The following is an 18,882-nucleotide window of genomic DNA, read 5'->3' on the forward strand; positions in this document are numbered from 1 at the left end:
ATTATTTTTCAGTTAGTTTTTGATAGAGCTCAATGCATTGCTTAGCTTCTAATACATCGTGAACTCTCAAGATGGAGCTACCGTTCATCAAACAAGCCATGTGCAAAGCAGTGGTGCCATTTATTGCTTCTTTCGCTGTAATTTCTAAGGTTTTATAGATCATCGATTTTCTGGAAATTCCAGTAAGAATGGGTAAATCTAAGTGTTTTAAAAACTTTAAATGATTAAGCAATTCGAAGTTTTGATTTATAGTTTTTGCAAAGCCAAATCCTGGATCAATAATTAGATCATTGATGCCCTTGGACCTAGCAATACTGATGCGTTCCGAAAAATAATAAACTACTTCTTTCATAAGATCATCGTAGCTGGCAAGGCTCTTCATAGTTTGAGGTGTCCCTTTCATGTGCATCATAATGAATGGAACCTGATGTTTTGCAATTATATCCATCATGCTTAGATCCAGATGACCAGCAGAAATATCATTTATGATATGAGCGCCGCAATTTATACTTTCCTCTGCTACTTTACTTCTGAAGGTATCAATAGAAATGATAACCTCTGGAAAGGAATCTATGATGGTTTTTAAAATAGACTGCTGGCGTTTTAATTCCTCTTCTTCACTTATATCATCTGCCCCAGGTCGAGAACTATAGGCACCAATATCTAGAATATCCATACCATCCTTTATGTTCTTTTCTACTTGATTAAGCACCTCCTTATCATTTTTGAATTTACCACCGTCGTAAAAGGAATCTGGAGTTAAATTCAAAACCCCCATTATTTTAGGAGTATGAAGGTCAAGAAGTTGTCCGTTACAGTTTATTGTCATGCTAACAAATTTATAATTAAAAAAGACTTACCAAATGAATTTATTGTTTTGATTTTTTTTCTTTTCATTTTTATTCTAAATTAAAGGGCTAATTATCATGTTATGAGCTATTTAATTACAGATTTCGAATCAATTTTAGAACAATATTCTTTTTTATTGGGGATGATTCTTGTATTTGTTGTTATCGACTCTATTTTAAGAATGATTACCCTTTGGCAAACGGCAAGAAGAAACCAGATTGGTTGAATTGTTTTTTTGGCTTTGATTAATTCACTAGGAATTTTAACTGTTATTTACTTAATAATTTATAGAAATAAAGACATGTATATTCGCTAATTACGAGAATAAGTCTTCTTTCGCCATAACTGATAAAGACCGACAAACAACAAGATAAAGAGGACTGGAACCAAGAGGTTGAAAATTTGCCAGGTTATTTTTTCACTTTTTAATTTTTCAAGGTCCATAGTATTCAACTGAATAGACTTGCTTCTGGTACGAACCAAATCTTGGTCCCCCAAAAGGTAATTCACTGTATTAAGCAAAAAGGTCTTATTTCCATAAGTTAGACCGGTATAACGATCAAAACCTAATTCTAATGGTTTTCCAGATTGGATTTGATTTTTTATAAGATCTCCATCGGCAATAAAGACTTGTTGAGTTTCCAGGCTTTCATCTAGAGGATTCTCTACATTAAATGGTTTAATTTTACCCGAAAAAGCAGATTTGAATTTTCCTTCAGTCAATACAGCCAGTGGAAAATTACCATTTCTGTATAGTTGAGGGTTAGGTTCCTCGGTTATAGTTTTTAAGCTGATTTCTGATGGAACTCCAACTTTTCTGGATAACTCAGAGCTCTGTAAAAGTACAGTCTGCTCCAGATCGGTTTTCAAAGTATCGATCGGATTAGCAAATTCAAATTTAACTTGGTTAATCTGACTCGTTATCGGGTGTTTATGCCCTACATTTCCTAGTGGATCATAAAACCATGGAAATCTAGATAATTGAGTAGAGTTACCTCGACCTGAGGCTAGTACAATAGGAGCAGAATACAAATCATTAACAAGTTGAGGGTTAATTCTTACACCATAATTGAAAAAAAGAGAATATAAATTGAGGTTTCTTGGTAAAGCTAAAGTAGACTTGCTTTCACGATACAAACTATCTTTTTCTATCTTAACGTGTTCTGTAAGCCATAGAGCTTTTCCACCATCCATTATGTATTGGTCGATAGCATACAGTTTTTCATCACTAAAGGCTTCAGTAGCCTTGGCATCTATGATTAGATCATATGTTTTTAGAAGCTTAAGCGTTCGTTGTGGATTATGCTCCACAGAATCTAATGTAAAAGGAGCGATGAGGTAATATTGTTTTAGAGTTTTAAGGAAATCGGACAAATACTTGTCACCTAATTCCCCCTGACCTTTTATGATCGCTATTTTTTTACTTCTTTTTCTTGTTAATTTGGTGACCGCATTTACAAATCCGTATTCTAAGCTTTCAACAGATTTTTGTATCAATTCGGAATTACCATCAGAAAGGGTTTTCTGCAATAAAGGAATGGATACGCTTTGATTTTTAAATTGAGCAACGGCCCATGGAAAAATGAGGCGCTCCGTCAGTTTTCCGTTTTCTCTTATGTTGAGAGATTCCGGTGACATACCGTTTTCGTAGAAGCGATTGGCAATGCTCATGGCATCTTCATCAGATTCTAATGGATTTTTAAATTCAAATTTAATATAGGAATTATAAGCTTGGAGTTCTTCCAATATGTATCGAGTTTCTGTTTGAAGCCGTTTAAACTCCGAAGGCAAATCACCAGACAAAAAAACCTGTATCAAAAGCGGGTTTTCTAAAGTATCTATTAATTCTAAAGTCGATTTTGATAACGTATATCTTTGGTCTGAAGTGAAATCGATACGTGTAAAAAAAACAGAGGCTAGTACATTGACTATAATTAATAGAATGATAACGCCTGCTAAGTTTTTGATCTGATTTTTTTTCATGCTGAATGCGTTTTGAGTTGAAAACGCGTAAGCGATAAAAATAGAATCGTAACACTAATGAAGTAGATCACATCTCTGGTGTCTAACACTCCTCTAGATATACTTTTAAAATGATAACGAATTCCCAGGTAATCTAGAGCGTAGAGTTGTGAATTGCCTAAACTAATAGAGCTTAAGCTATCCCAGCCGTAAAAAAGGAATAAACTTATCATAGTTCCTATAATAAATGCTACAATTTGATTGCTACTTAGCGATGAAGCATAAATTCCAACAGATGTATAACATGATAAAAGCAAGAAAGTTCCTAGATACGAACTGAAAATGACTCCATAATCTACCATTACATTCTCATTAGCAAGTGAAGACAAACTTATCAAGTAAAAAAGGCTTGGTAAGACCGCAATTATACTCAATAATAAACAGCCTAAGAATTTGCCAAAAACCAGTTGTGGTATGCTTAAAGGTTTTGTGAGTAAGAGTTCCAATGTACCTTGTTTCTTTTCTTCAGAAAAGCTTCGCATACAGACTGCAGGAATCAAAAACGCAAAAATCAAAGGTAATACTTCAAAAAACGGGATAAGGTTGACGTAGCCATAGTCGAAAATATTGAATCCTCCCGGGATAACCCATACTAAACTTCCTACGGCAATCAGAAAGAGTGATACAACTATTAATCCTATTGCCGACGAAAAAAAACTATTGAACTCTTTAGAGAAAATGGCTAGCATATTAGTTGAGTTCTATAAGTTGATCGAGACTCCAAGCTTCTGGCTTATGCGAGAAGCCTTTTTTCGTAGCTTTCCATACTTCAGCAAATAAAGCTGAATGTCTGTAACTGTTTAGATGAGATTCTGAAGCCCAATAACTATATGTAAAAAACAAAGTCCTATCCTTTTGATCTCTATAGAGTTCAAGATGTTTACAACCCTCAAAACCCCTAATTTTTTCTTTATTCTCATCAAATAATTCAAGAAAAGCATCTACAGCCTTAATTTCAAATTTCATCTTGACTATTCTAATTAACATACTACAAAAATTTAACGGTAAGGGTATCTAAATATTTTATACCAAATAAGCTTGATGCACATCCAACGCTCATGGGGTTGCTTTTGTAAATTGCAAGTTCCAAAAAATCTGATGAATTAAATAATGCGATTTTTTTTCCTTCCATCTCCCTTTGTTCTTTAGGGACTTCAAAATTAATGGCCTCAGAATAACTAGAATACACACTGTTGAATTTTGTGGATCTAGCCGTTATGATAGCATCACGTCCTTTAGCCATTGTCTTAAAAAAGGACCGACTGATGTTGGATACAACATTACCAAAGTTGTCTATATAGATGATATGCCCGATAATTTGATCTTCTTGTTGATTCACAGTTGGCTTCACGTGGGTGAGTTCATTGATCTTGGAAACAGGCTTTCCTATGACATCTAAATCTCCGCCTCGATAAATATGTGCAGCAACACTTATGAAGACATTCAGAATTTTAGATTTTCTTTCGTAATTATCATGAATATTGATTTCAACGATTTTATCTGGTTTTATTTCAGAAGCTAGAAGCGACAAAATACCATTATCCGCACAAATAAAATAATGACCATCCAGATATATTGCCAGATGCTTGTTTTCTGGAGTTAGTTCTGAATCCACTCCAATAATATGAATTGAATTCTTAGGGAAGTTATGATATGCATTCTTGATAATATATGCCGCTTCTGTGTAATTAAACGGAGAAATTTCATGTGAAATATCAAGGATGTTCACATTATCAAGCTCGCAGAGTAAAGCGCCTTTTACAGCAGCTACAGAGTGATCCTTAAGTCCAAAATCTGTTGTAAGAGTTATTGTAGGCATTTAATAGACAGTTAATAATTGAGAGCTCATTTTCGTCAAAAAAATGCGTAAATTTGCTATGCGAATTTATTATTTTAAACTAAAAATTGCTGCTTTTGAATGAACTTATTTTAGAACTCTCAGAAATTAATCCAAGAGAATTTTTTGGACATCATAATGTGAATATTGAATTGATAAAAAAATACTATCCACAGTTAAAACTTGTTGCGAGAGGTAATAAAATAAAAGTTTTTGGAGATGATGAGCGATTAGAAGAATTTGAGCAGCGCTTTCAAATGCTCATGGACCATTTTTCAAAATTCAATTCTTTAGATGAAAATGCCATAGAGCGCATCTTAACCAGTCAATCCAAAGCAGATTATGATGCTCCCATAGCATCTGGTGCTGTATTAGTTCATGGGGTAGGAGGTAGGCTTATTAAAGCCCAAACCGCGAACCAAAGAAAGCTGGTTGACTTGATGAATACTAATGATATGGTATTTGCTATTGGACCCGCTGGTACAGGTAAGACATACACCGGTGTGGCCCTAGCTGTACAGGCTTTAAAAAATAAACAAGTAAGACGAATTATATTAACCCGCCCAGCGGTGGAAGCAGGAGAAAACCTTGGATTTCTACCTGGAGATCTCAGAGAGAAATTAGATCCTTATATGCAACCTTTATATGATGCTTTAAGAGATATGATTGCTCCAGAAAAGCTTGAAAGCTATATTGAGAAAGGAACTATACAAATAGCCCCAATGGCTTTTATGAGAGGAAGAACATTAGATAATGCCTTTGTGATTTTAGATGAGGCCCAAAATACGACTCACCCGCAAATGAAAATGTTTTTGACGAGAATGGGTAAAAACGCTAAATTCATGATTACAGGTGATCCAGGGCAGGTCGATTTACCAAAACGCGCTATTTCAGGACTTAAAGAGGCGCTTCTAGTGCTTAAAGATGTAAAAGGTATCGGAATGATTTATCTAGATGATAAAGATGTAATACGTCACCGACTCGTCAAAAAAGTAATTTCTGCGTACAAAGCCATTGAAAATCCAGAATAAACTATGAGTACAACCTTACTATCTACTCGTTTTCAGTTTCCAAAACAAACCGAATATTATAAAGGTAAAGTGAGGGAAGTCTATACGCTTTCCAATCAGAAGTTAATTATTGTAGCTACAGATCGACTTAGTGCATTCGATGTGGTTTTACCTCAAGGTATTCCCTTTAAAGGTCAAATTTTAAATGAAATTGCTTCAGATATGCTGGAGGCGACAAAAGATATAGTTCCTAATTGGTTGGAAGCCACTCCAGACCCCAACGTAAGTGTTGGAGTGAAATGTGAGCCTTTTAAGGTTGAAATGGTGGTAAGAAATTACCTGGTGGGTCATGCCGCTAGAGAATATTTTGACGGTAAGCGTGAGCTTTGTGGAGTTGAGTTTGAAGAGGGTTTGAAATTGAATCAAAAGTTTTCTAAGCCTATCATCACACCAACAACTAAGGCCGATCAAGGAGAACATGATCAAGATATTTCCAGAGAAGAAATTTTAAGTCAAGGAATAGTAAGCACCGAGGATTATAAGGTTTTAGAAGATTATGCGCTCAAACTCTTTCAAAGAGGAGCAGACCTGGCTGAGTCGAGAGGGCTTTTGCTGGTTGATACAAAATATGAATTTGGGAAAACACCAGAAGGTAAAATTGTTGTGATAGATGAAATTCACACTCCCGATTCTTCACGCTATTTTTATAAAGAGGGCTATGAAGAAAGGCAGGCAAAAGGTGAAAAGCAAAAACAACTCTCTAAGGAATTTGTAAGAGAATGGTTGATGGATCATGGTTTTCAAGGTAAAGAAGGTCAGCAAATTCCTGAACTTACTCCTGAGGTAGTGGAATCCATAAGTCAGAGGTATATTGAACTTTACGAAAAAATTACAGGTAAAACATTCATTAAAGCAGAGATAAACAACATAGAAGAAAGGATTCTTAAAAATGTTAATAACTACTTAGGGGTTTAGTTTTTATTCATTTCTGCGCGCCGCATGGGCATGCTATCAATTATTTCAAAAATTTGAATTGGGAGAACAAGTTCTTTAAATGTTCTTTTTACCCCTTGATCCAAACCCACTAGATACATTTCGAAAGATAAACTTGAATTATACCTGCTTTTGTTTTTTTCCACAAAAGCTTTACTCGCTTTATTGGCATTAAAAATAGGAGTGACTTCACTATCAATTAAGGTAAATATCGCCAGCTTTCTTTCTTCAAGCTGAAGTGATTCTTTCTTTAATCGGTCTATTTGCTCTTTTACAGCGGAATTGATCTCAGTTGATGAGATAACTATAATTCTTTTATCATTAAATCCTTGGGTTAAATTCATAAGGCTAAAAAGAAATATGGTCAATATCAGTTTCATGGTATTAAATTTAGAAGATCAATAGATTTAAAACTTTTGAGTTTAATTCAAATAAACTTCTAATAGCGCATCTGACTACCGTCTATAGTTCCAAACAAATTCCGAAGTTGAAATACATTGTTATACTGCCTCAAAAGACTTCCGTTTAAATCAATTAAGTAAGCTTTTGGATCTGCTGTTTGGGTGTAATTATTTTTATTTCTTTCTAAAAATTTATCGGTCTGTTCACTAGTGTTTAATATCGCAGTGACCTCTCCGTCTATCAAACTATAAACAGCAGTTCTTCTCTTTTCTATTTGCATCGAATTACGGTCTATCCAATTCAAATAATTTTGAAATTCAGAGTTTTCTTCCGAACCAGAAATGATTATAATACGCCTGTCGATATAAACTTGAAGTAGAGTGGATAGGCTAATAGCAAGTCCGAGAAAGGCTAATTTCATAATTAAAGATTTACATAAATATAATAAATTACAATGTGTTTTTATTTTCGTTTATGATTTCAGCTAGAAGTTTTTTTGCCCTTAATAATCTCACTTTAACATTAGTGAGCGGTTGGTCTGTTCGTGCAGCTATTTCCTTATAACTCATTTCTTTAAAAAAACGCAATTCGATCACTTCTCTGTAATGGGGCTGAAGTTGTTTGATTTTAGAAAGAAGACTACTCAGATTTTGCTCCTTAATAATTTTATCTTCCACGGTAGGCTCTGCATCCGCAATTTGTGAAACCTTTCTGTCGTTAATTTCTGATGTTTTAAGTTTTTGCTTTCTCGTAAGGTCGATATGGATATTTTTGGAGATGGTGATTAGCCATGTTTTAAATTTATAACTATCCTCATAAGTATCTATTTTATCAAAAGCTCTAGCAAAGGTTTGAACTGTTACTTCTTCAGCTTCATAAGCGTCACTTGTCCTTTTTAGTTGAAACTTATAAACTTCTTCCCAAAAGTGATTTAATAAATCCTTAAATGCTTTTTGATCATCCTGCTTAGCTTTATTGATAAGTTCTTTAATGTTTTGTGTCATTGCCACGAATTATGTTTTTTAAACCGACCGTTAATACCAAGACCAAGCTGTAAAAGCATTAAACATATTTCTAAGATAGGCCAAAGCCATAGATATCGATTTGAAATTTTGAAAATTCTAAATAAATACTTCATCAACACAGACTTTAACAATAGCGTGCTACTTACTATAATTAAGGATAATGGCATGTACTCACTAAACATTAAGACTGTAAAACTTAGCCAAAACAAGCCTTGGCATCCGTGGAATACTCCAAGAAATAGTTTATTTGAAAGCGAATAATAATCAGCACTAGAATAATGTCTGAGTTTTTGTTTCCACCAGGCAGTGAAATTGGTTTTAGGCTGACTTTCAATAAACGTCTCTGCAGCTAAGGAAACAGTGATTTGCTTCTTATCCTTAATATTTTGTATAAGCAAGTCATCATCTCCAGATGTTAAATGTTTTTCGTTTTCAAAATTTTCAGAAATTAAGAAAAGAGATTTAGAATATAGAACATTGCGTCCTACACTCATATAAGCGTTACCCTGGACCGCCTGTGACATGTAAAGACTTGCGGTTTGCAGAGTCTCAAATTGGATAACTGAGTTTAAAAATGTAGGATATTCAGTGTAAGGTGAATATCCTAAAACGCAATTTGATGATTCTGAAATTTCAGCAGTCATTCCCTGAATCCAGTATTTAGAAACGGGCCGACAGTCTGCATCAGTTAGTAAAATCGTCTCATTTTTTGAGGCCAGAACACCATTTTTTAATGCATTTCTTTTAGAGTTGGAAGGCTTAGATGTAAGTTGAACTAGCTTTAAGTTTGAATACAATTTTTGGAGTCTCTGCACCTCCAAAACCGTATTATCTTCAGAACAATCGTCAACTACAATAACTTCAAAAGAGGGGTATTCCTGATTTAGAATTAACTTTAGATTTGAAGCAATAGACTTTGCTTCATTTCTGGCGCAAATAATGACGCTAACAGGATTGATGTCTACTTGATTATTGGCAGCCTTGTTAAATTGCTTTCTTAATGGGTAGTAAATTCTAAACTGCTGGAAAAGTATAGCAACAGTTGAGACAATAAATAAGATCAAAACAACAACCAAGCATCTAAAATTAAGTTATTAATACATGGCTATAATAGTTGAAACCTTGTTTATGATTTGATTCTAGCCGATCCGCTGCAGTCCGTTTGCTCATCTGGCGTTTTGCCACAATAGCTGCATGACTCTCCTTCTTTATTTAAGAAAGGGCTTTGACTGGCACAAGTCCCTGCAAATTTACCATCCTTCTTTCCCCAGATTTTGATAGCAATTCCTGCTACTGCTAAACCTAAAAGTGCTATTGATATAAGTAGTAATTTCATAATGCAAATTTAATAAAAGTCAATTTTATAAACTTGTTTTTAACGAAAAAGAAAAAACAACACTTAAAATATGTTGACTTCTGTCTCTAACTCAATATTGAATTTTGCTTTAACTGCCTTTCTAATATGCTCTGCCAAATCCTTGATGTCTTTTCCACTGGCCTTGCCGTAATTGACTAAAACCAAAGCTTGTTGTTTGTGTACTCCAGCATCTCCGTCTCGATAACCTTTTAAACCAGTGCGTTCTATAAGCCAACCAGCAGGTAGTTTCACACTATTGTCATCAATTTTATAGTAGGGTAGGTTCGGAAAATCGTTCTGAAGCGTTTCTAAAACTGAATGAGATACGACAGGGTTCTTAAAAAAACTACCACTGTTTCCTATGTCTTTGGGGTTTGGCAATTTCGATTCTCTGATGGAAATAACTGCCTTGGATACATCTTGAATTGTTGGCGAATCTATCGAATTTGCTTCTAATTCTTTTTGAATAGATCCATAGTCTAAATGCAGCTTGTGTTGATTTTTAGATAACTTGAAGGTAACACTAGTGATGATAAATTGATTTTTAAACTTCGATTTAAAAATAGAATCCCTATATCCAAATTGACAGTCTTTAGTATAAAAGGTTTTTTTTGATAAGGTTTGACGGTTGATGGTTTCACAATATTCCATAACATCCTTTAGCTCTACTCCGTAAGCACCAATATTTTGAATGGGCGAGGTGCCTACATTACCTGGAATAAGAGACAAATTTTCTAAGCCACCATAATTATTTTCCAAACAAAATAAAACAAATTCGTGCCAATTTTCACCTGCTGCAGCTTTCACAATAACATAATTGCCAGTTTCCTCAAGTACCTCAATACCTTTTAAATTGATATGAAGCACCGTTTTTGAGATGTTTTGGGTGAGTAACATATTGCTACCTCCACCCAAAACAAAAAGCTCTGAAGCATAGAAACGTTTCAATATCCCTTCAAGCTCTTCTTCATTTCTTACAGAAATAAATTGATGAGCTTTGACATCAACTCCAAAAGTATTGTAAGGCTTTAAAGAAATATCTTTTTCAAGCTTCATTTATCTATTGGTGTAGGTTTGAAGCGCCATTTTTAGGATTGCAACCGCTTTTAATAAGTTTTGCTTTTCTAAAACGTAAGCAATTCTAATTTGATTAAGCCCTGTCCCTGGTGTGGAATAGAAGCCCGATGCTGGAGCAACCATAACGGTTTCGCCATTGACATCAAATTCTGAAAGCATCCATTTAGCAAAATCTTCTGTGTCCTCTACAGGTAGCTCAGCGACGCAGTAAAAGGCTCCTTTAGGCTTAGCAACTTTTACACCATCGATATCCTCTAAAGCTTCAATAAGCGTGTCTCTTCTGTCGGTATACTCTTTATTAACCTCTAAAAAATAGTCTTTTTTAGTTTCCAATGCGGCTTCACTTGCAATTTGAGCAAATGTTGGTGGGCTCAATCTTGCCTGAGCAAACTTTAACGCTGTGGTCATCAATTCTTTATTTCTTGAGACCATACAACCTATTCTTGCTCCACACATGCTATACCTTTTGGAAACAGAGTCAACCATGATAGCATGATCTTTTAGTTCTGGTAGACTCATGATAGAATGATGCTCAACACCGTCATAAACAAACTCTCTGTAAACTTCATCGGCAACTAAAAACAAATCGTGTTTTAAGGCTAAATCTGCCAGTTTTTGAATTTCATCTTTTGTATAAAGATACCCAGTTGGATTACCAGGATTACAAACTATAATTGCTTTGGTTCTCTCTGTAATCTGGGCTTCAAATTCATCAATAGGTGGCAAAGCAAAGTTATTTTCGAAATGAGATTCAACTGGTTTCACTGTGACTCCAGAAGCCACTGCAAATCCATTATAATTGGCGTAAAATGGCTCTGGTATGATAACTTCATCGCCAGGGTCTGTAATGCTACCCATGGTGAAGAGCAAAGCTTCAGAACCCCCTGTTGTGACTATCAGATCGCTTGGCTCGACATCGATTCCATTACTGATGTAGTATTTAGCCAATTTTTTCTTGTAAGAATCGAACCCAGAAGACGGGCTATATGATAAAATGTCAAGGTCGTTATTTTTAACCGCATCTAAAGCAACCTGAGGTGTTGCAATATCTGGCTGTCCTATATTTAAAAAATATATTTTTTTTCCCTCCTCTTTGGCTTTATCAGCAAAAGGTGCCAGTTTTCTAATTGGAGATTCTGGCATTTCTAGCCCTTTAAACGATAATTTCGGCATAATAAAATTTTTTACAAATGTGGTGAATTTAAATACTAACTGCAAGATTCACAAGCCCCAAAAAGCATCTAAAATTAGACTAAATACTTCATAAATTTAGTCTTAAATTGTTATTTCATATTATATTTATATAGTATGATTAGAGCTAAATTATTTGTTTTAGTATTTACGTTTGCTATAGTAAATAGTGTATTCTCTCAGGATGAGTTCAAATTCAAAGATCCTAATAAAAGAGCGGTAACACTTAATTTTAAGTCTCTCAACAACTTAATTATTCTGTCGGCTACTCTCAATGGAAAACTTATAAATTTCCTAGTGGATACAGGGGTTAATAAAACCAAGGTTTTTGGAAATGTCAAGGACTCTACCTTTTTGGAAACTACAGAATTTATTCAATTGAGAAGTTTAGGGAGTGCAGAACCTGTTAAAGCCTATAAGTCCACTGAAAATACAATTGATTTTGGGCCCATCTATGGTAATAATCAAGAAGTTTATTATATCACAGATCCAAGATTTGACCTATCGAGTAAACTTGGCTTAAATGTTCAGGGTATTATTGGTTATGAGCTATTTAAAAATTTTATAATTAGATTAAATTATACGAGAAAGAACCTCAGATTTTATCAACATGAAAAATTCAATAGAAAACTCAACACCTTTGATGAAATAGATTTTAGATTGATTCGAAAAAAACCAAACATTAATTTATCTGCTAAGCTATTAGATGGGACGCAGAAAGATCTCGTTTTTCTGGTCGATACGGGATCTAGTGATGCCTTTTGGATTTTTGAAGGTAAAAATATAACTGCACCTAAAGAGTCCTTTGTCGATTTTGTAGGCTATGGTTTAGAACAAGTAGTGAAAGGAAAAAGGTCTAAAGCCAAAACAATAAGTGTTGGTCAGTATGACCTTAAGAAACCAAGAGTGGCTTATATAGATTCAACCTCTGCAGAGCTATTTACTGCAGATTTATATAAAAATGGTATAATGGGAAGTGAGGTCCTGAAACGCTTTGTTTGGTTCTTTAATTATAAAGAAAGGAAATTATATTTCAAACCTAATGGTCAATTCAACAGTAATTTTAATTACGACAGAAGCGGATTGATTTTGACCTATGCCGGGGAGGAAATTAAAACTGTTAAAAAAAAAATATTTGCAACCTTTGATGAAAAACCAAATTACGGATTTGGATCAGATGATTCAAAAACTTTTGAAATTCGATATGAGAAATATCAAATATTACAGGTCGCCTATATTCGCCCTGACTCCCCTGCATCAAAGGTAGACATCAGAAAAGGAGACAGGATTTTGAGATTTGATGGCAAGCCTGTAGAGAGAATGAATCTAAAGGAAATTAATGACTTATTGAGTGGAGATGAAGGAGAAAAGGTAATAATTCAATTAAAGCGTGGTAAATTAATATTGAAAAGAAAAATTTATTTATCATCACGTTTAAACTAAATAATCATTCGCTTCTTACTTCACCAATAAGTTTTAAAGTTGTTGTATTATCCTTCAAAGAAGTAAAAACACTCAAGGTTTTTCGTATAGGTCCAGTGCAATTAGTATCATATTCTGCTATAATTACTCCTTTTTCATTGGGGGCATAGGCTTTTAAGCTTGAAGTATCAATCTTTAAGCAATGATTTTCACCGTGTATTTTTAATATTTCAATAGTTTTTGAAGATGAATTTAAAAATTTGAATTTAGCTTTTGCTTCAGATCCCTTCATAAGGGTTCCGAAATCATGAGTTGTAGCTTGAAAACTCAAGCCATCCTGAGTTTGCGAATAATTTATAAGAGGAGTTAAAATTAATAAGAGATAGTAAAAAGTTTTCATATATAGTTGGTTAAGTTCTGATTAGTAAATATAAGCAAGAATTATAAAACATAATATTAAAAATAGATTTACAGATTTTAGTCTTTCTAGTTTAAGCGCTAATGAGTAATTTCGCCACTTAAATAAATTTAAGCATGTCAAGTAAAGTAGAATATAATTCGAAAGAATCTGAACAAAAGTGGTATTCTTATTGGGACGAGCACAATTTTTTTCATTCTGAAGTAGATGAAAGAGAGCCTTATTCCATTGTTATTCCACCTCCAAATGTCACTGGAGTTTTACATATGGGACATATGCTTAATAATACGATTCAAGATGTTCTGGTTCGTCGAGCTAGACTGCTTGGTAAAAATGCCTGTTGGGTGCCTGGTACAGATCACGCTTCGATTGCCACTGAGGCGAAAGTGGTTGCTAAACTTAAAACTGAAGGGATTTCAAAGTCAGATCTTACCCGAGACCAGTTCTTATCACATGCCTGGGAGTGGACTAATGAATATGGTGGTAAAATTTTAAACCAACTTAAAAAATTGGGTGCTTCTTGTGATTGGCAAAGAACTAAATTTACCCTTGACGATGACATGTATGAATCTGTGATAGATTCTTTTATAAATCTTTATAATAAAGGATTGATTTACAGAGGCTATCGCATGGTGAATTGGGATCCTGAAGCCCAAACCACTCTGTCTGATGAAGAAGTGATTTACGAAGAAAAACAAGGCAAATTATACTTTATTTCTTACCCACTAGAAAATTCTGATGAGAAATTAACTATTGCTACAACGAGGCCCGAAACCATATTTGGAGATTCTGCAATATGTATCAATCCTAAGGATGAGCGCTTCACTCATCTTAAAGGCAAAAAGGCAATCGTACCTATTGTAGGGAGAATCATTCCTATTATTGAGGATGAATACGTAGAAATGGAATTTGGAACAGGCTGCTTGAAAGTAACCCCCGCCCATGACGAAAATGATAAAACCTTAGGAGAAAAACATAAACTAGAGGTGTTTGATATTTTTAACCCCGATGCAACACTCAATAGTTTTGGTTTGCATTATGAAGGACAAGATAGGTTTGAAGCTAGAAAAAATTTTGTAACTGAACTTGAGGAAAAAAACTTTGTCATCAAAGTTGAAGACTATACCAACAAAGTAGGAACATCAGAACGTACTAAAGCGGTTATAGAGCCAAGATTATCTGACCAGTGGTTCTTAAAGATGAAAGATTTAGCTAAGCCAGCTATAGAAGCAGTTTTGAAATCAGATGATATAAAATTACACCCCAAAAAATTTGAAAATACTTATAGAAATTGGATGGAGAATATTCGAGACTGGAATATTTCTAGGCAATTATGGTGGGGGCACCAAATTCCTGCTTATTACTTTGGCGATGGCGAAGACGATTATGTGATTGCAAAAACCAAAGAAGAAGCTTTAGTAAAAGCAAAACAAAAATCTGAGAAGTCCATCAGCTTAGAAGATTTAAAGCAAGATGAAGATGTACTAGATACCTGGTTCTCTTCTTGGCTTTGGCCTATGAGTGTTTTTGATGGCATAAGACATCCTGAAAATGAAGAATTTAAGTATTATTACCCTACCAATGATCTGGTAACAGGTCCAGATATTTTATTTTTTTGGGTAGCTCGAATGATCATGGCAGGCTATGAGTACACAGATAAAAAACCATTTGAAAATGTTTATCTCACTGGCTTAGTGAGAGATAAGAAAAGACAAAAAATGTCGAAATCTCTGGGAAATTCTCCAGATGCTTTGGAGTTGATAGAGAATTACAGTGCCGATGGAGTGAGAGTAGGATTACTTTTAAGCAATGCAGCGGGTAATGATTTACTCTTTGATGAAGCACTTTGCCAGCAAGGTAAAGGCTTTAGTAATAAAATCTGGAACGCTTACAGGCTGATTACCTCTTGGACTGTAGATGAAAATTTGCTCCAACCCGAATCTTCTAAGAAAGCTATAGATTGGTATAGTTCAGTATTTCAGGAAAAGCTCGTAGAGCTAGAAGATCATTATAGCAAATACAGGATTTCTGATGCTCTCATGACCAGTTATAAATTAGTTTGGGATGACTTTTGCTCTTGGTTTTTGGAAATTATAAAACCTGGTTATGAGCAGCCTATAGATAAAAGCACTTTAAGCGCTGCTATCTCTTTATTTGAAGATAATCTCAAAATTTTACACCCTTTTATGCCATTCGTAACAGAAGAAATCTGGCATCAAATTCAAAAAAGAAAGCCAGAAGACGCGCTTACTGTTTCTAAGTGGCCAAAACTTCATTCTTTCGATAAACAAATTATCTCCGAATTTACCTTTGCTTCTGAAGTCATTTCTGGCATTAGAACTATAAGAAAGGAGAAAAATATTTCCTTTAAAAATAAGATTGATTTGGTTGTTATTAACAATGAATCTGCAAACAGAACAATGGATTCTATCATCTCAAAAATGGGTAATATCCAAGATCTTACTTATTCTGATGCTGGAATGGAAGGTAGCCTTACTTTTAGGGTGAAATCCAACGAATATTTTATTCCGGTTGACGGAGCCATCGATGTAGAAGCTGAAAAGGAAAAACTAAAAGAGGAGCTAAATTATTATAAGGGATTTTTAAAGTCTGTGGAAAAAAAGCTTTCAAATGAGAGATTTGTTTCAAACGCTCCAGAAAAAGTGGTTGCAATTGAAAAGCAAAAGAAAGAGGACGCTTTAGCTCAAATTGAAACGATAAGTAAGAGTCTAGAAAATCTCTAATCTCATAAAAGGTCAATTAAAAAAGCTCCTTATACTTCAATTATAAGGAGCTTTTTTAAATATCACTATCGTAAACCTTTTTGAACCTATTTCAACTTAAATTCATCACCTAAATATTTCATTGCAAGTTTGATGTAATTAATTTTTGATTCTCTTTCAGAAAATTTTTTAACCTGGAACATCGCATTTGCTTTAAAAGCACTTATCAATCGTTCTTCATCAATTGGATTTTGAGAAGCATTTAATTCAGAATCATCTTTAGCATGCTTATAGTAGGCATAAAAATAAAGCAAAACATCTTGAGGGAATTTCTTCTTCGTTTCACTCACTTTTTTATAAGCTAATTGAAATAAGTCTTCTAGGGCAATATCTGAATAGTCATTGAAATCCATGTTAAGCCATTTTAGAAATAATAGACTGGCCTCCCTTTACTTTATCATTAATTTTTACAGATATATTGGCATCTACTGGTAAGAATAGGTCAACTCTGGAACCAAATTTAATAAATCCAGAATCATTTCCCTGTGTAGCATAATCAGTGTCTTTGGCATAATTAACTATTCGTCGAGCTACCGCTCCTGCAATTTGTCTAAAAAGAACCTGGCCGAATTTTTTAGAATCGACAACTACCGTTGTTCTTTCATTTTCTTCACTAGATTTTGGGTGCCAGGCGACAAGAAATTTACCAGGATGATATTTGCTATAAAGGATTTTGCCTCCAATAGGATATCTTGTGACATGGACATTAAGTGGTGACATAAAAATAGACACTTGTATACGTTCTTCATTCACAAACTCGGGCTCAAATACCTTTTCGATAGCAACCACTTTTCCATCAACAGGAGCAAGAATATGATCTTCATTTTTGTTGATGACTCGTTTTGGGTTTCTAAAAAATTGAGCGATAAGAATAAACAGTATAAAGGTCAAAGCAAATACGAGTGTGATGATCCACTGCTTGTTAAAAATAAAATTGGATAACAGGTTAATAATTATTAAGGAGATAAGGCTTATCGCCAATATTTTGTGACCTTCTTTATGAAACATAGTCTATTAATATGATGAAAATGAAAACAAATGTACTAGAAAAAAGCATACTATCCATTCGGTCAAAAATGCCACCGTGTCCAGGCATAATTTTACCACTGTCTTTTACGTCTGCTTTTCTTTTGAATTTGGATTGCACTAAATCGCCGAGCGTTCCAAATATACTAACGATAACGGCAAGTACTATCCAGGCCCACCAAGGCAACAATCCAACGTACATGAATATAAAATAACTTACAACTACAGAAGCGACTGCACCGCCAATAAATCCTTCTATTGTTTTTTTAGGTGAAATTCTTTCAAACAGTTTATTCTTTCCGAAGTTTTTGCCCACTAAGTAAGCGAAAGAATCATTTGTCCAGATCAATACAAAAGTCCCGATAAGAACGTATTCATAATCTGTTTTGAACACAGGAATCATCGTTAAAAAAATGATGGAAGGGACTATATAGAATAAAGTCAATAGGTGCTTTCTACCATCAAATATTGGTATGTCATTAAGTGTATACAAATCTCTCAATAAAAAAAACTTTACCACAAGAGTCATTGCCATGTAGGTGAGAAGTAAAGGCATATATACTTCTGTGAAATTGAAATAATAAAGCAATACTACAAGTGAAATGTAAGAGATGATATTCCTAAAATCTAAAAGGGATTGAAATTCTTTTAAACAGATAAAACCTACCAAAGTAAAAAACAACAAAAGCAAATAATGGCTTAAAAATGCAGTGGATACTATGACGGCAATATATAAGGCACCAGTAATGCTCCTTTTAAGAATTTCAGACATTCGCTATAAATCTTCTAACAGGAGCAAATATAAATTTTTTGGGGTACTTCCGTAAGACATGAAATCAGAATCTTGATTTTTATCGAAAGTTTTAATTGTAGTAATATTAGTGGGAAGATTTCTATTCTGTCTGCTATTGATTTTTTGTAAGCCTTCACCAATTGTTTTGATAAGTTGACTAGTTTTAGCAACAATTATAAAGTTTAGGGGTAGGTCAGCAAGTTTTTTATCTCCCATCTGACTAGAACTCACTAGTATAGCGCCAGTATTAGAAATTAAAAACTCACAATCAGACAAAAAGAAACAGGCCTTCAGATTTTTATTAAATTTGAGCTTTGTATGATCAAATTCTTTACTTAATTGATCTTTGCTACAATAGACTTCGCAGGTCTCCCAACCATTTTCTTTTAATATTTCGGAGAAATTTAATCGCATTTCATTTTCATCTTCACAATACAAAAACTTGCCTCCGTTACTTTTAAAATTATGCATAAACTCTTCATCGGTTGGAATTTCTGGCTTTGGCATAAATTTGCCAATTTCATTTCCATTCTCATCCGTAACTTCATTATTAGATTCGAGCCCTAAAAGACGTTTTATGAAGTTCATAAAAATTGCATAATATTTATCCAAATATACATTCAATTCAAATATAAAAAAAACCTGAAGTTGAAAATGTCAAATTCAGGCTTTTAAAC

General features: G+C 34.1%; 21 protein-coding genes and 1 pseudogene. 5 read left to right on the forward strand and 17 right to left on the reverse strand.

Features of this window, described 5'->3' with window-relative positions:
• Position 1 precedes the first annotated feature (1 nt).
• Entirely contained in the window at positions 2 to 829 is an 828-nt protein-coding gene (folP, locus tag F598_RS0106295) for a dihydropteroate synthase (protein WP_019038182.1), read from the reverse strand.
• 102 nt (positions 830 to 931) lie between these two features.
• Here folP and F598_RS15810 point away from each other — a divergent pair.
• Positions 932 to 1,165: pseudogene (locus F598_RS15810) on the forward strand (DUF5652 family protein).
• Here the strand turns inward: F598_RS15810 and gldG are convergent.
• Genes gldG through F598_RS0106320 form a run of 4 tightly spaced genes read right to left on the reverse strand, consistent with a single transcriptional unit; the run spans position 1,162 to position 4,690 of the window.
• Positions 1,162 to 2,832 carry a gliding motility-associated ABC transporter substrate-binding protein GldG gene (gldG, locus tag F598_RS0106305; RefSeq protein ID WP_019038184.1) on the reverse strand — a complete coding sequence of 557 codons (1,671 nt, stop codon included), beginning with the start codon at positions 2,830 to 2,832 and terminating at the stop codon, positions 1,162 to 1,164. The pseudogene F598_RS15810 and the gene gldG sit on opposite strands and share 4 nt — an antisense overlap.
• The gene (gldF, locus tag F598_RS0106310; protein ID WP_019038185.1) at positions 2,829 to 3,560 is read right to left on the reverse strand and encodes a gliding motility-associated ABC transporter permease subunit GldF; all 732 of its coding nucleotides are present in this window, start codon (positions 3,558 to 3,560) and stop codon (positions 2,829 to 2,831) included. Before gldF ends, gldG begins: the two co-directional genes overlap by 4 nt.
• A gap of 1 nt (position 3,561) precedes the next feature.
• Positions 3,562 to 3,858 (reverse strand): putative quinol monooxygenase, encoded by a 297-nt coding sequence (locus F598_RS0106315; protein ID WP_019038186.1) that lies wholly within the window; start codon positions 3,856 to 3,858, stop codon positions 3,562 to 3,564.
• 1 nt (position 3,859) lies between these two features.
• Complete coding sequence (locus F598_RS0106320; RefSeq protein WP_019038187.1) at positions 3,860 to 4,690, reverse strand: SAM hydrolase/SAM-dependent halogenase family protein; 831 nt, start codon at positions 4,688 to 4,690, stop codon at positions 3,860 to 3,862.
• 95 nt (positions 4,691 to 4,785) lie between these two features.
• Here F598_RS0106320 and F598_RS0106325 point away from each other — a divergent pair, with 95 nt between their 5' ends.
• Together F598_RS0106325 and F598_RS0106330 are read left to right on the forward strand one after the other, a co-directional pair.
• Positions 4,786 to 5,739 (forward strand): PhoH family protein, encoded by a 954-nt coding sequence (locus tag F598_RS0106325; RefSeq protein ID WP_026302553.1) that lies wholly within the window; start codon positions 4,786 to 4,788, stop codon positions 5,737 to 5,739.
• Between the two features lie 3 nt (positions 5,740 to 5,742).
• Positions 5,743 to 6,693: a phosphoribosylaminoimidazolesuccinocarboxamide synthase gene (locus F598_RS0106330; protein WP_019038189.1), complete on the forward strand. Its 951-nt coding sequence runs from the start codon at positions 5,743 to 5,745 to the stop codon at positions 6,691 to 6,693.
• Here F598_RS0106330 and F598_RS0106335 read toward each other — a convergent pair.
• The 7 genes from F598_RS0106335 to F598_RS0106365 all read right to left on the reverse strand — a co-directional run bounded on the left by F598_RS0106335 (position 6,690) and on the right by F598_RS0106365 (position 11,745).
• Entirely contained in the window at positions 6,690 to 7,091 is a 402-nt protein-coding gene (locus F598_RS0106335; protein WP_019038190.1) for a DUF4174 domain-containing protein, read from the reverse strand. The two genes, F598_RS0106330 and F598_RS0106335, sit on opposite strands and share 4 nt — an antisense overlap.
• Positions 7,092 to 7,150: 59 nt before the next feature.
• Positions 7,151 to 7,534 (reverse strand): DUF4174 domain-containing protein, encoded by a 384-nt coding sequence (locus F598_RS14465; RefSeq protein WP_019038191.1) that lies wholly within the window; start codon positions 7,532 to 7,534, stop codon positions 7,151 to 7,153.
• A gap of 28 nt (positions 7,535 to 7,562) precedes the next feature.
• Positions 7,563 to 8,117, reverse strand: a complete 555-nt coding sequence (locus tag F598_RS0106345; RefSeq protein WP_019038192.1) for an RNA polymerase sigma factor — start codon at positions 8,115 to 8,117, stop codon at positions 7,563 to 7,565.
• Positions 8,114 to 9,214, reverse strand: coding sequence for a glycosyltransferase (locus F598_RS0106350; protein WP_019038193.1), 1,101 nt, complete (start codon positions 9,212 to 9,214; stop codon positions 8,114 to 8,116). The genes F598_RS0106345 and F598_RS0106350 overlap by 4 nt, the downstream gene beginning before the upstream one ends.
• Positions 9,215 to 9,264: 50 nt before the next feature.
• Positions 9,265 to 9,474, reverse strand: a complete 210-nt coding sequence (locus tag F598_RS0106355) for a hypothetical protein (protein ID WP_019038194.1) — start codon at positions 9,472 to 9,474, stop codon at positions 9,265 to 9,267.
• A 63-nt stretch (positions 9,475 to 9,537) separates the two neighbouring features.
• The gene (gene murB / locus F598_RS0106360; RefSeq protein ID WP_019038195.1) at positions 9,538 to 10,551 is read right to left on the reverse strand and encodes a UDP-N-acetylmuramate dehydrogenase; all 1,014 of its coding nucleotides are present in this window, start codon (positions 10,549 to 10,551) and stop codon (positions 9,538 to 9,540) included.
• Entirely contained in the window at positions 10,552 to 11,745 is a 1,194-nt protein-coding gene (locus F598_RS0106365; protein ID WP_019038196.1) for a pyridoxal phosphate-dependent aminotransferase, read from the reverse strand.
• A 135-nt stretch (positions 11,746 to 11,880) separates the two neighbouring features.
• Between F598_RS0106365 and F598_RS0106370 the strand changes: the two genes are divergently transcribed.
• On the forward strand, positions 11,881 to 13,206 hold the full coding sequence (locus tag F598_RS0106370; RefSeq protein ID WP_019038197.1) for a retropepsin-like aspartic protease: 1,326 nt from the start codon (positions 11,881 to 11,883) through the stop codon (positions 13,204 to 13,206).
• 4 nt (positions 13,207 to 13,210) lie between these two features.
• On the opposite strand, the gene F598_RS0106375 is transcribed toward F598_RS0106370, so the two are convergent.
• Positions 13,211 to 13,585, reverse strand: coding sequence for a DUF1573 domain-containing protein (locus F598_RS0106375; RefSeq protein ID WP_019038198.1), 375 nt, complete (start codon positions 13,583 to 13,585; stop codon positions 13,211 to 13,213).
• A 134-nt stretch (positions 13,586 to 13,719) separates the two neighbouring features.
• Here F598_RS0106375 and F598_RS0106380 point away from each other — a divergent pair, with 134 nt between their 5' ends.
• Positions 13,720 to 16,347 carry a valine--tRNA ligase gene (locus F598_RS0106380; protein ID WP_019038199.1) on the forward strand — a complete coding sequence of 876 codons (2,628 nt, stop codon included), beginning with the start codon at positions 13,720 to 13,722 and terminating at the stop codon, positions 16,345 to 16,347.
• An 86-nt stretch (positions 16,348 to 16,433) separates the two neighbouring features.
• On the opposite strand, the gene F598_RS0106385 is transcribed toward F598_RS0106380, so the two are convergent.
• The 4 genes from F598_RS0106385 to F598_RS0106400 are packed head-to-tail and all read right to left on the reverse strand — an operon-like array spanning position 16,434 to position 18,793.
• A complete protein-coding gene (locus F598_RS0106385) occupies positions 16,434 to 16,739 on the reverse strand; it encodes an acyl-CoA-binding protein (RefSeq protein WP_019038200.1) in 306 nt (101 codons plus the stop codon).
• Position 16,740: 1 nt separating this feature from the next.
• The gene (locus tag F598_RS0106390; RefSeq protein WP_019038201.1) at positions 16,741 to 17,394 is read right to left on the reverse strand and encodes a phosphatidylserine decarboxylase family protein; all 654 of its coding nucleotides are present in this window, start codon (positions 17,392 to 17,394) and stop codon (positions 16,741 to 16,743) included.
• Positions 17,384 to 18,184, reverse strand: coding sequence for a phosphatidate cytidylyltransferase (locus tag F598_RS0106395; protein ID WP_019038202.1), 801 nt, complete (start codon positions 18,182 to 18,184; stop codon positions 17,384 to 17,386). The genes F598_RS0106390 and F598_RS0106395 overlap by 11 nt, the downstream gene beginning before the upstream one ends.
• A gap of 3 nt (positions 18,185 to 18,187) precedes the next feature.
• Positions 18,188 to 18,793 (reverse strand): LUD domain-containing protein, encoded by a 606-nt coding sequence (locus F598_RS0106400; protein WP_026302554.1) that lies wholly within the window; start codon positions 18,791 to 18,793, stop codon positions 18,188 to 18,190.
• Positions 18,794 to 18,882: the final 89 nt, after the last annotated feature.

Source organism: Psychroflexus tropicus DSM 15496 (genome assembly GCF_000378765.1).
GTDB lineage: Bacteria > Bacteroidota > Bacteroidia > Flavobacteriales > Flavobacteriaceae > Psychroflexus > Psychroflexus tropicus.

What these genes read in the sequence shown, in the direction of transcription:
- folP (WP_019038182.1), bottom strand. Translation starts at nt 829, where the DNA reads ATGACAATAAACTGTAACGGACAACTTCTTGACCTTCATACTCCTAAA.
- gldG (WP_019038184.1), bottom strand. Translation starts at nt 2,832, where the DNA reads ATGAAAAAAAATCAGATCAAAAACTTAGCAGGCGTTATCATTCTATTA.
- gldF (WP_019038185.1), bottom strand. Translation starts at nt 3,560, where the DNA reads ATGCTAGCCATTTTCTCTAAAGAGTTCAATAGTTTTTTTTCGTCGGCA.
- F598_RS0106315 (WP_019038186.1), bottom strand. Translation starts at nt 3,858, where the DNA reads ATGTTAATTAGAATAGTCAAGATGAAATTTGAAATTAAGGCTGTAGAT.
- F598_RS0106320 (WP_019038187.1), bottom strand. Translation starts at nt 4,690, where the DNA reads ATGCCTACAATAACTCTTACAACAGATTTTGGACTTAAGGATCACTCT.
- F598_RS0106330 (WP_019038189.1), top strand. Translation starts at nt 5,743, where the DNA reads ATGAGTACAACCTTACTATCTACTCGTTTTCAGTTTCCAAAACAAACC.
- F598_RS0106335 (WP_019038190.1), bottom strand. Translation starts at nt 7,091, where the DNA reads ATGAAACTGATATTGACCATATTTCTTTTTAGCCTTATGAATTTAACC.
- F598_RS14465 (WP_019038191.1), bottom strand. Translation starts at nt 7,534, where the DNA reads ATGAAATTAGCCTTTCTCGGACTTGCTATTAGCCTATCCACTCTACTT.
- F598_RS0106345 (WP_019038192.1), bottom strand. Translation starts at nt 8,117, where the DNA reads ATGACACAAAACATTAAAGAACTTATCAATAAAGCTAAGCAGGATGAT.
- F598_RS0106355 (WP_019038194.1), bottom strand. Translation starts at nt 9,474, where the DNA reads ATGAAATTACTACTTATATCAATAGCACTTTTAGGTTTAGCAGTAGCA.
- murB (WP_019038195.1), bottom strand. Translation starts at nt 10,551, where the DNA reads ATGAAGCTTGAAAAAGATATTTCTTTAAAGCCTTACAATACTTTTGGA.
- F598_RS0106365 (WP_019038196.1), bottom strand. Translation starts at nt 11,745, where the DNA reads ATGCCGAAATTATCGTTTAAAGGGCTAGAAATGCCAGAATCTCCAATT.
- F598_RS0106370 (WP_019038197.1), top strand. Translation starts at nt 11,881, where the DNA reads ATGATTAGAGCTAAATTATTTGTTTTAGTATTTACGTTTGCTATAGTA.
- F598_RS0106375 (WP_019038198.1), bottom strand. Translation starts at nt 13,585, where the DNA reads ATGAAAACTTTTTACTATCTCTTATTAATTTTAACTCCTCTTATAAAT.
- F598_RS0106380 (WP_019038199.1), top strand. Translation starts at nt 13,720, where the DNA reads ATGTCAAGTAAAGTAGAATATAATTCGAAAGAATCTGAACAAAAGTGG.
- F598_RS0106385 (WP_019038200.1), bottom strand. Translation starts at nt 16,739, where the DNA reads ATGGATTTCAATGACTATTCAGATATTGCCCTAGAAGACTTATTTCAA.
- F598_RS0106390 (WP_019038201.1), bottom strand. Translation starts at nt 17,394, where the DNA reads ATGTTTCATAAAGAAGGTCACAAAATATTGGCGATAAGCCTTATCTCC.
- F598_RS0106395 (WP_019038202.1), bottom strand. Translation starts at nt 18,184, where the DNA reads ATGTCTGAAATTCTTAAAAGGAGCATTACTGGTGCCTTATATATTGCC.
- F598_RS0106400 (WP_026302554.1), bottom strand. Translation starts at nt 18,793, where the DNA reads ATGAACTTCATAAAACGTCTTTTAGGGCTCGAATCTAATAATGAAGTT.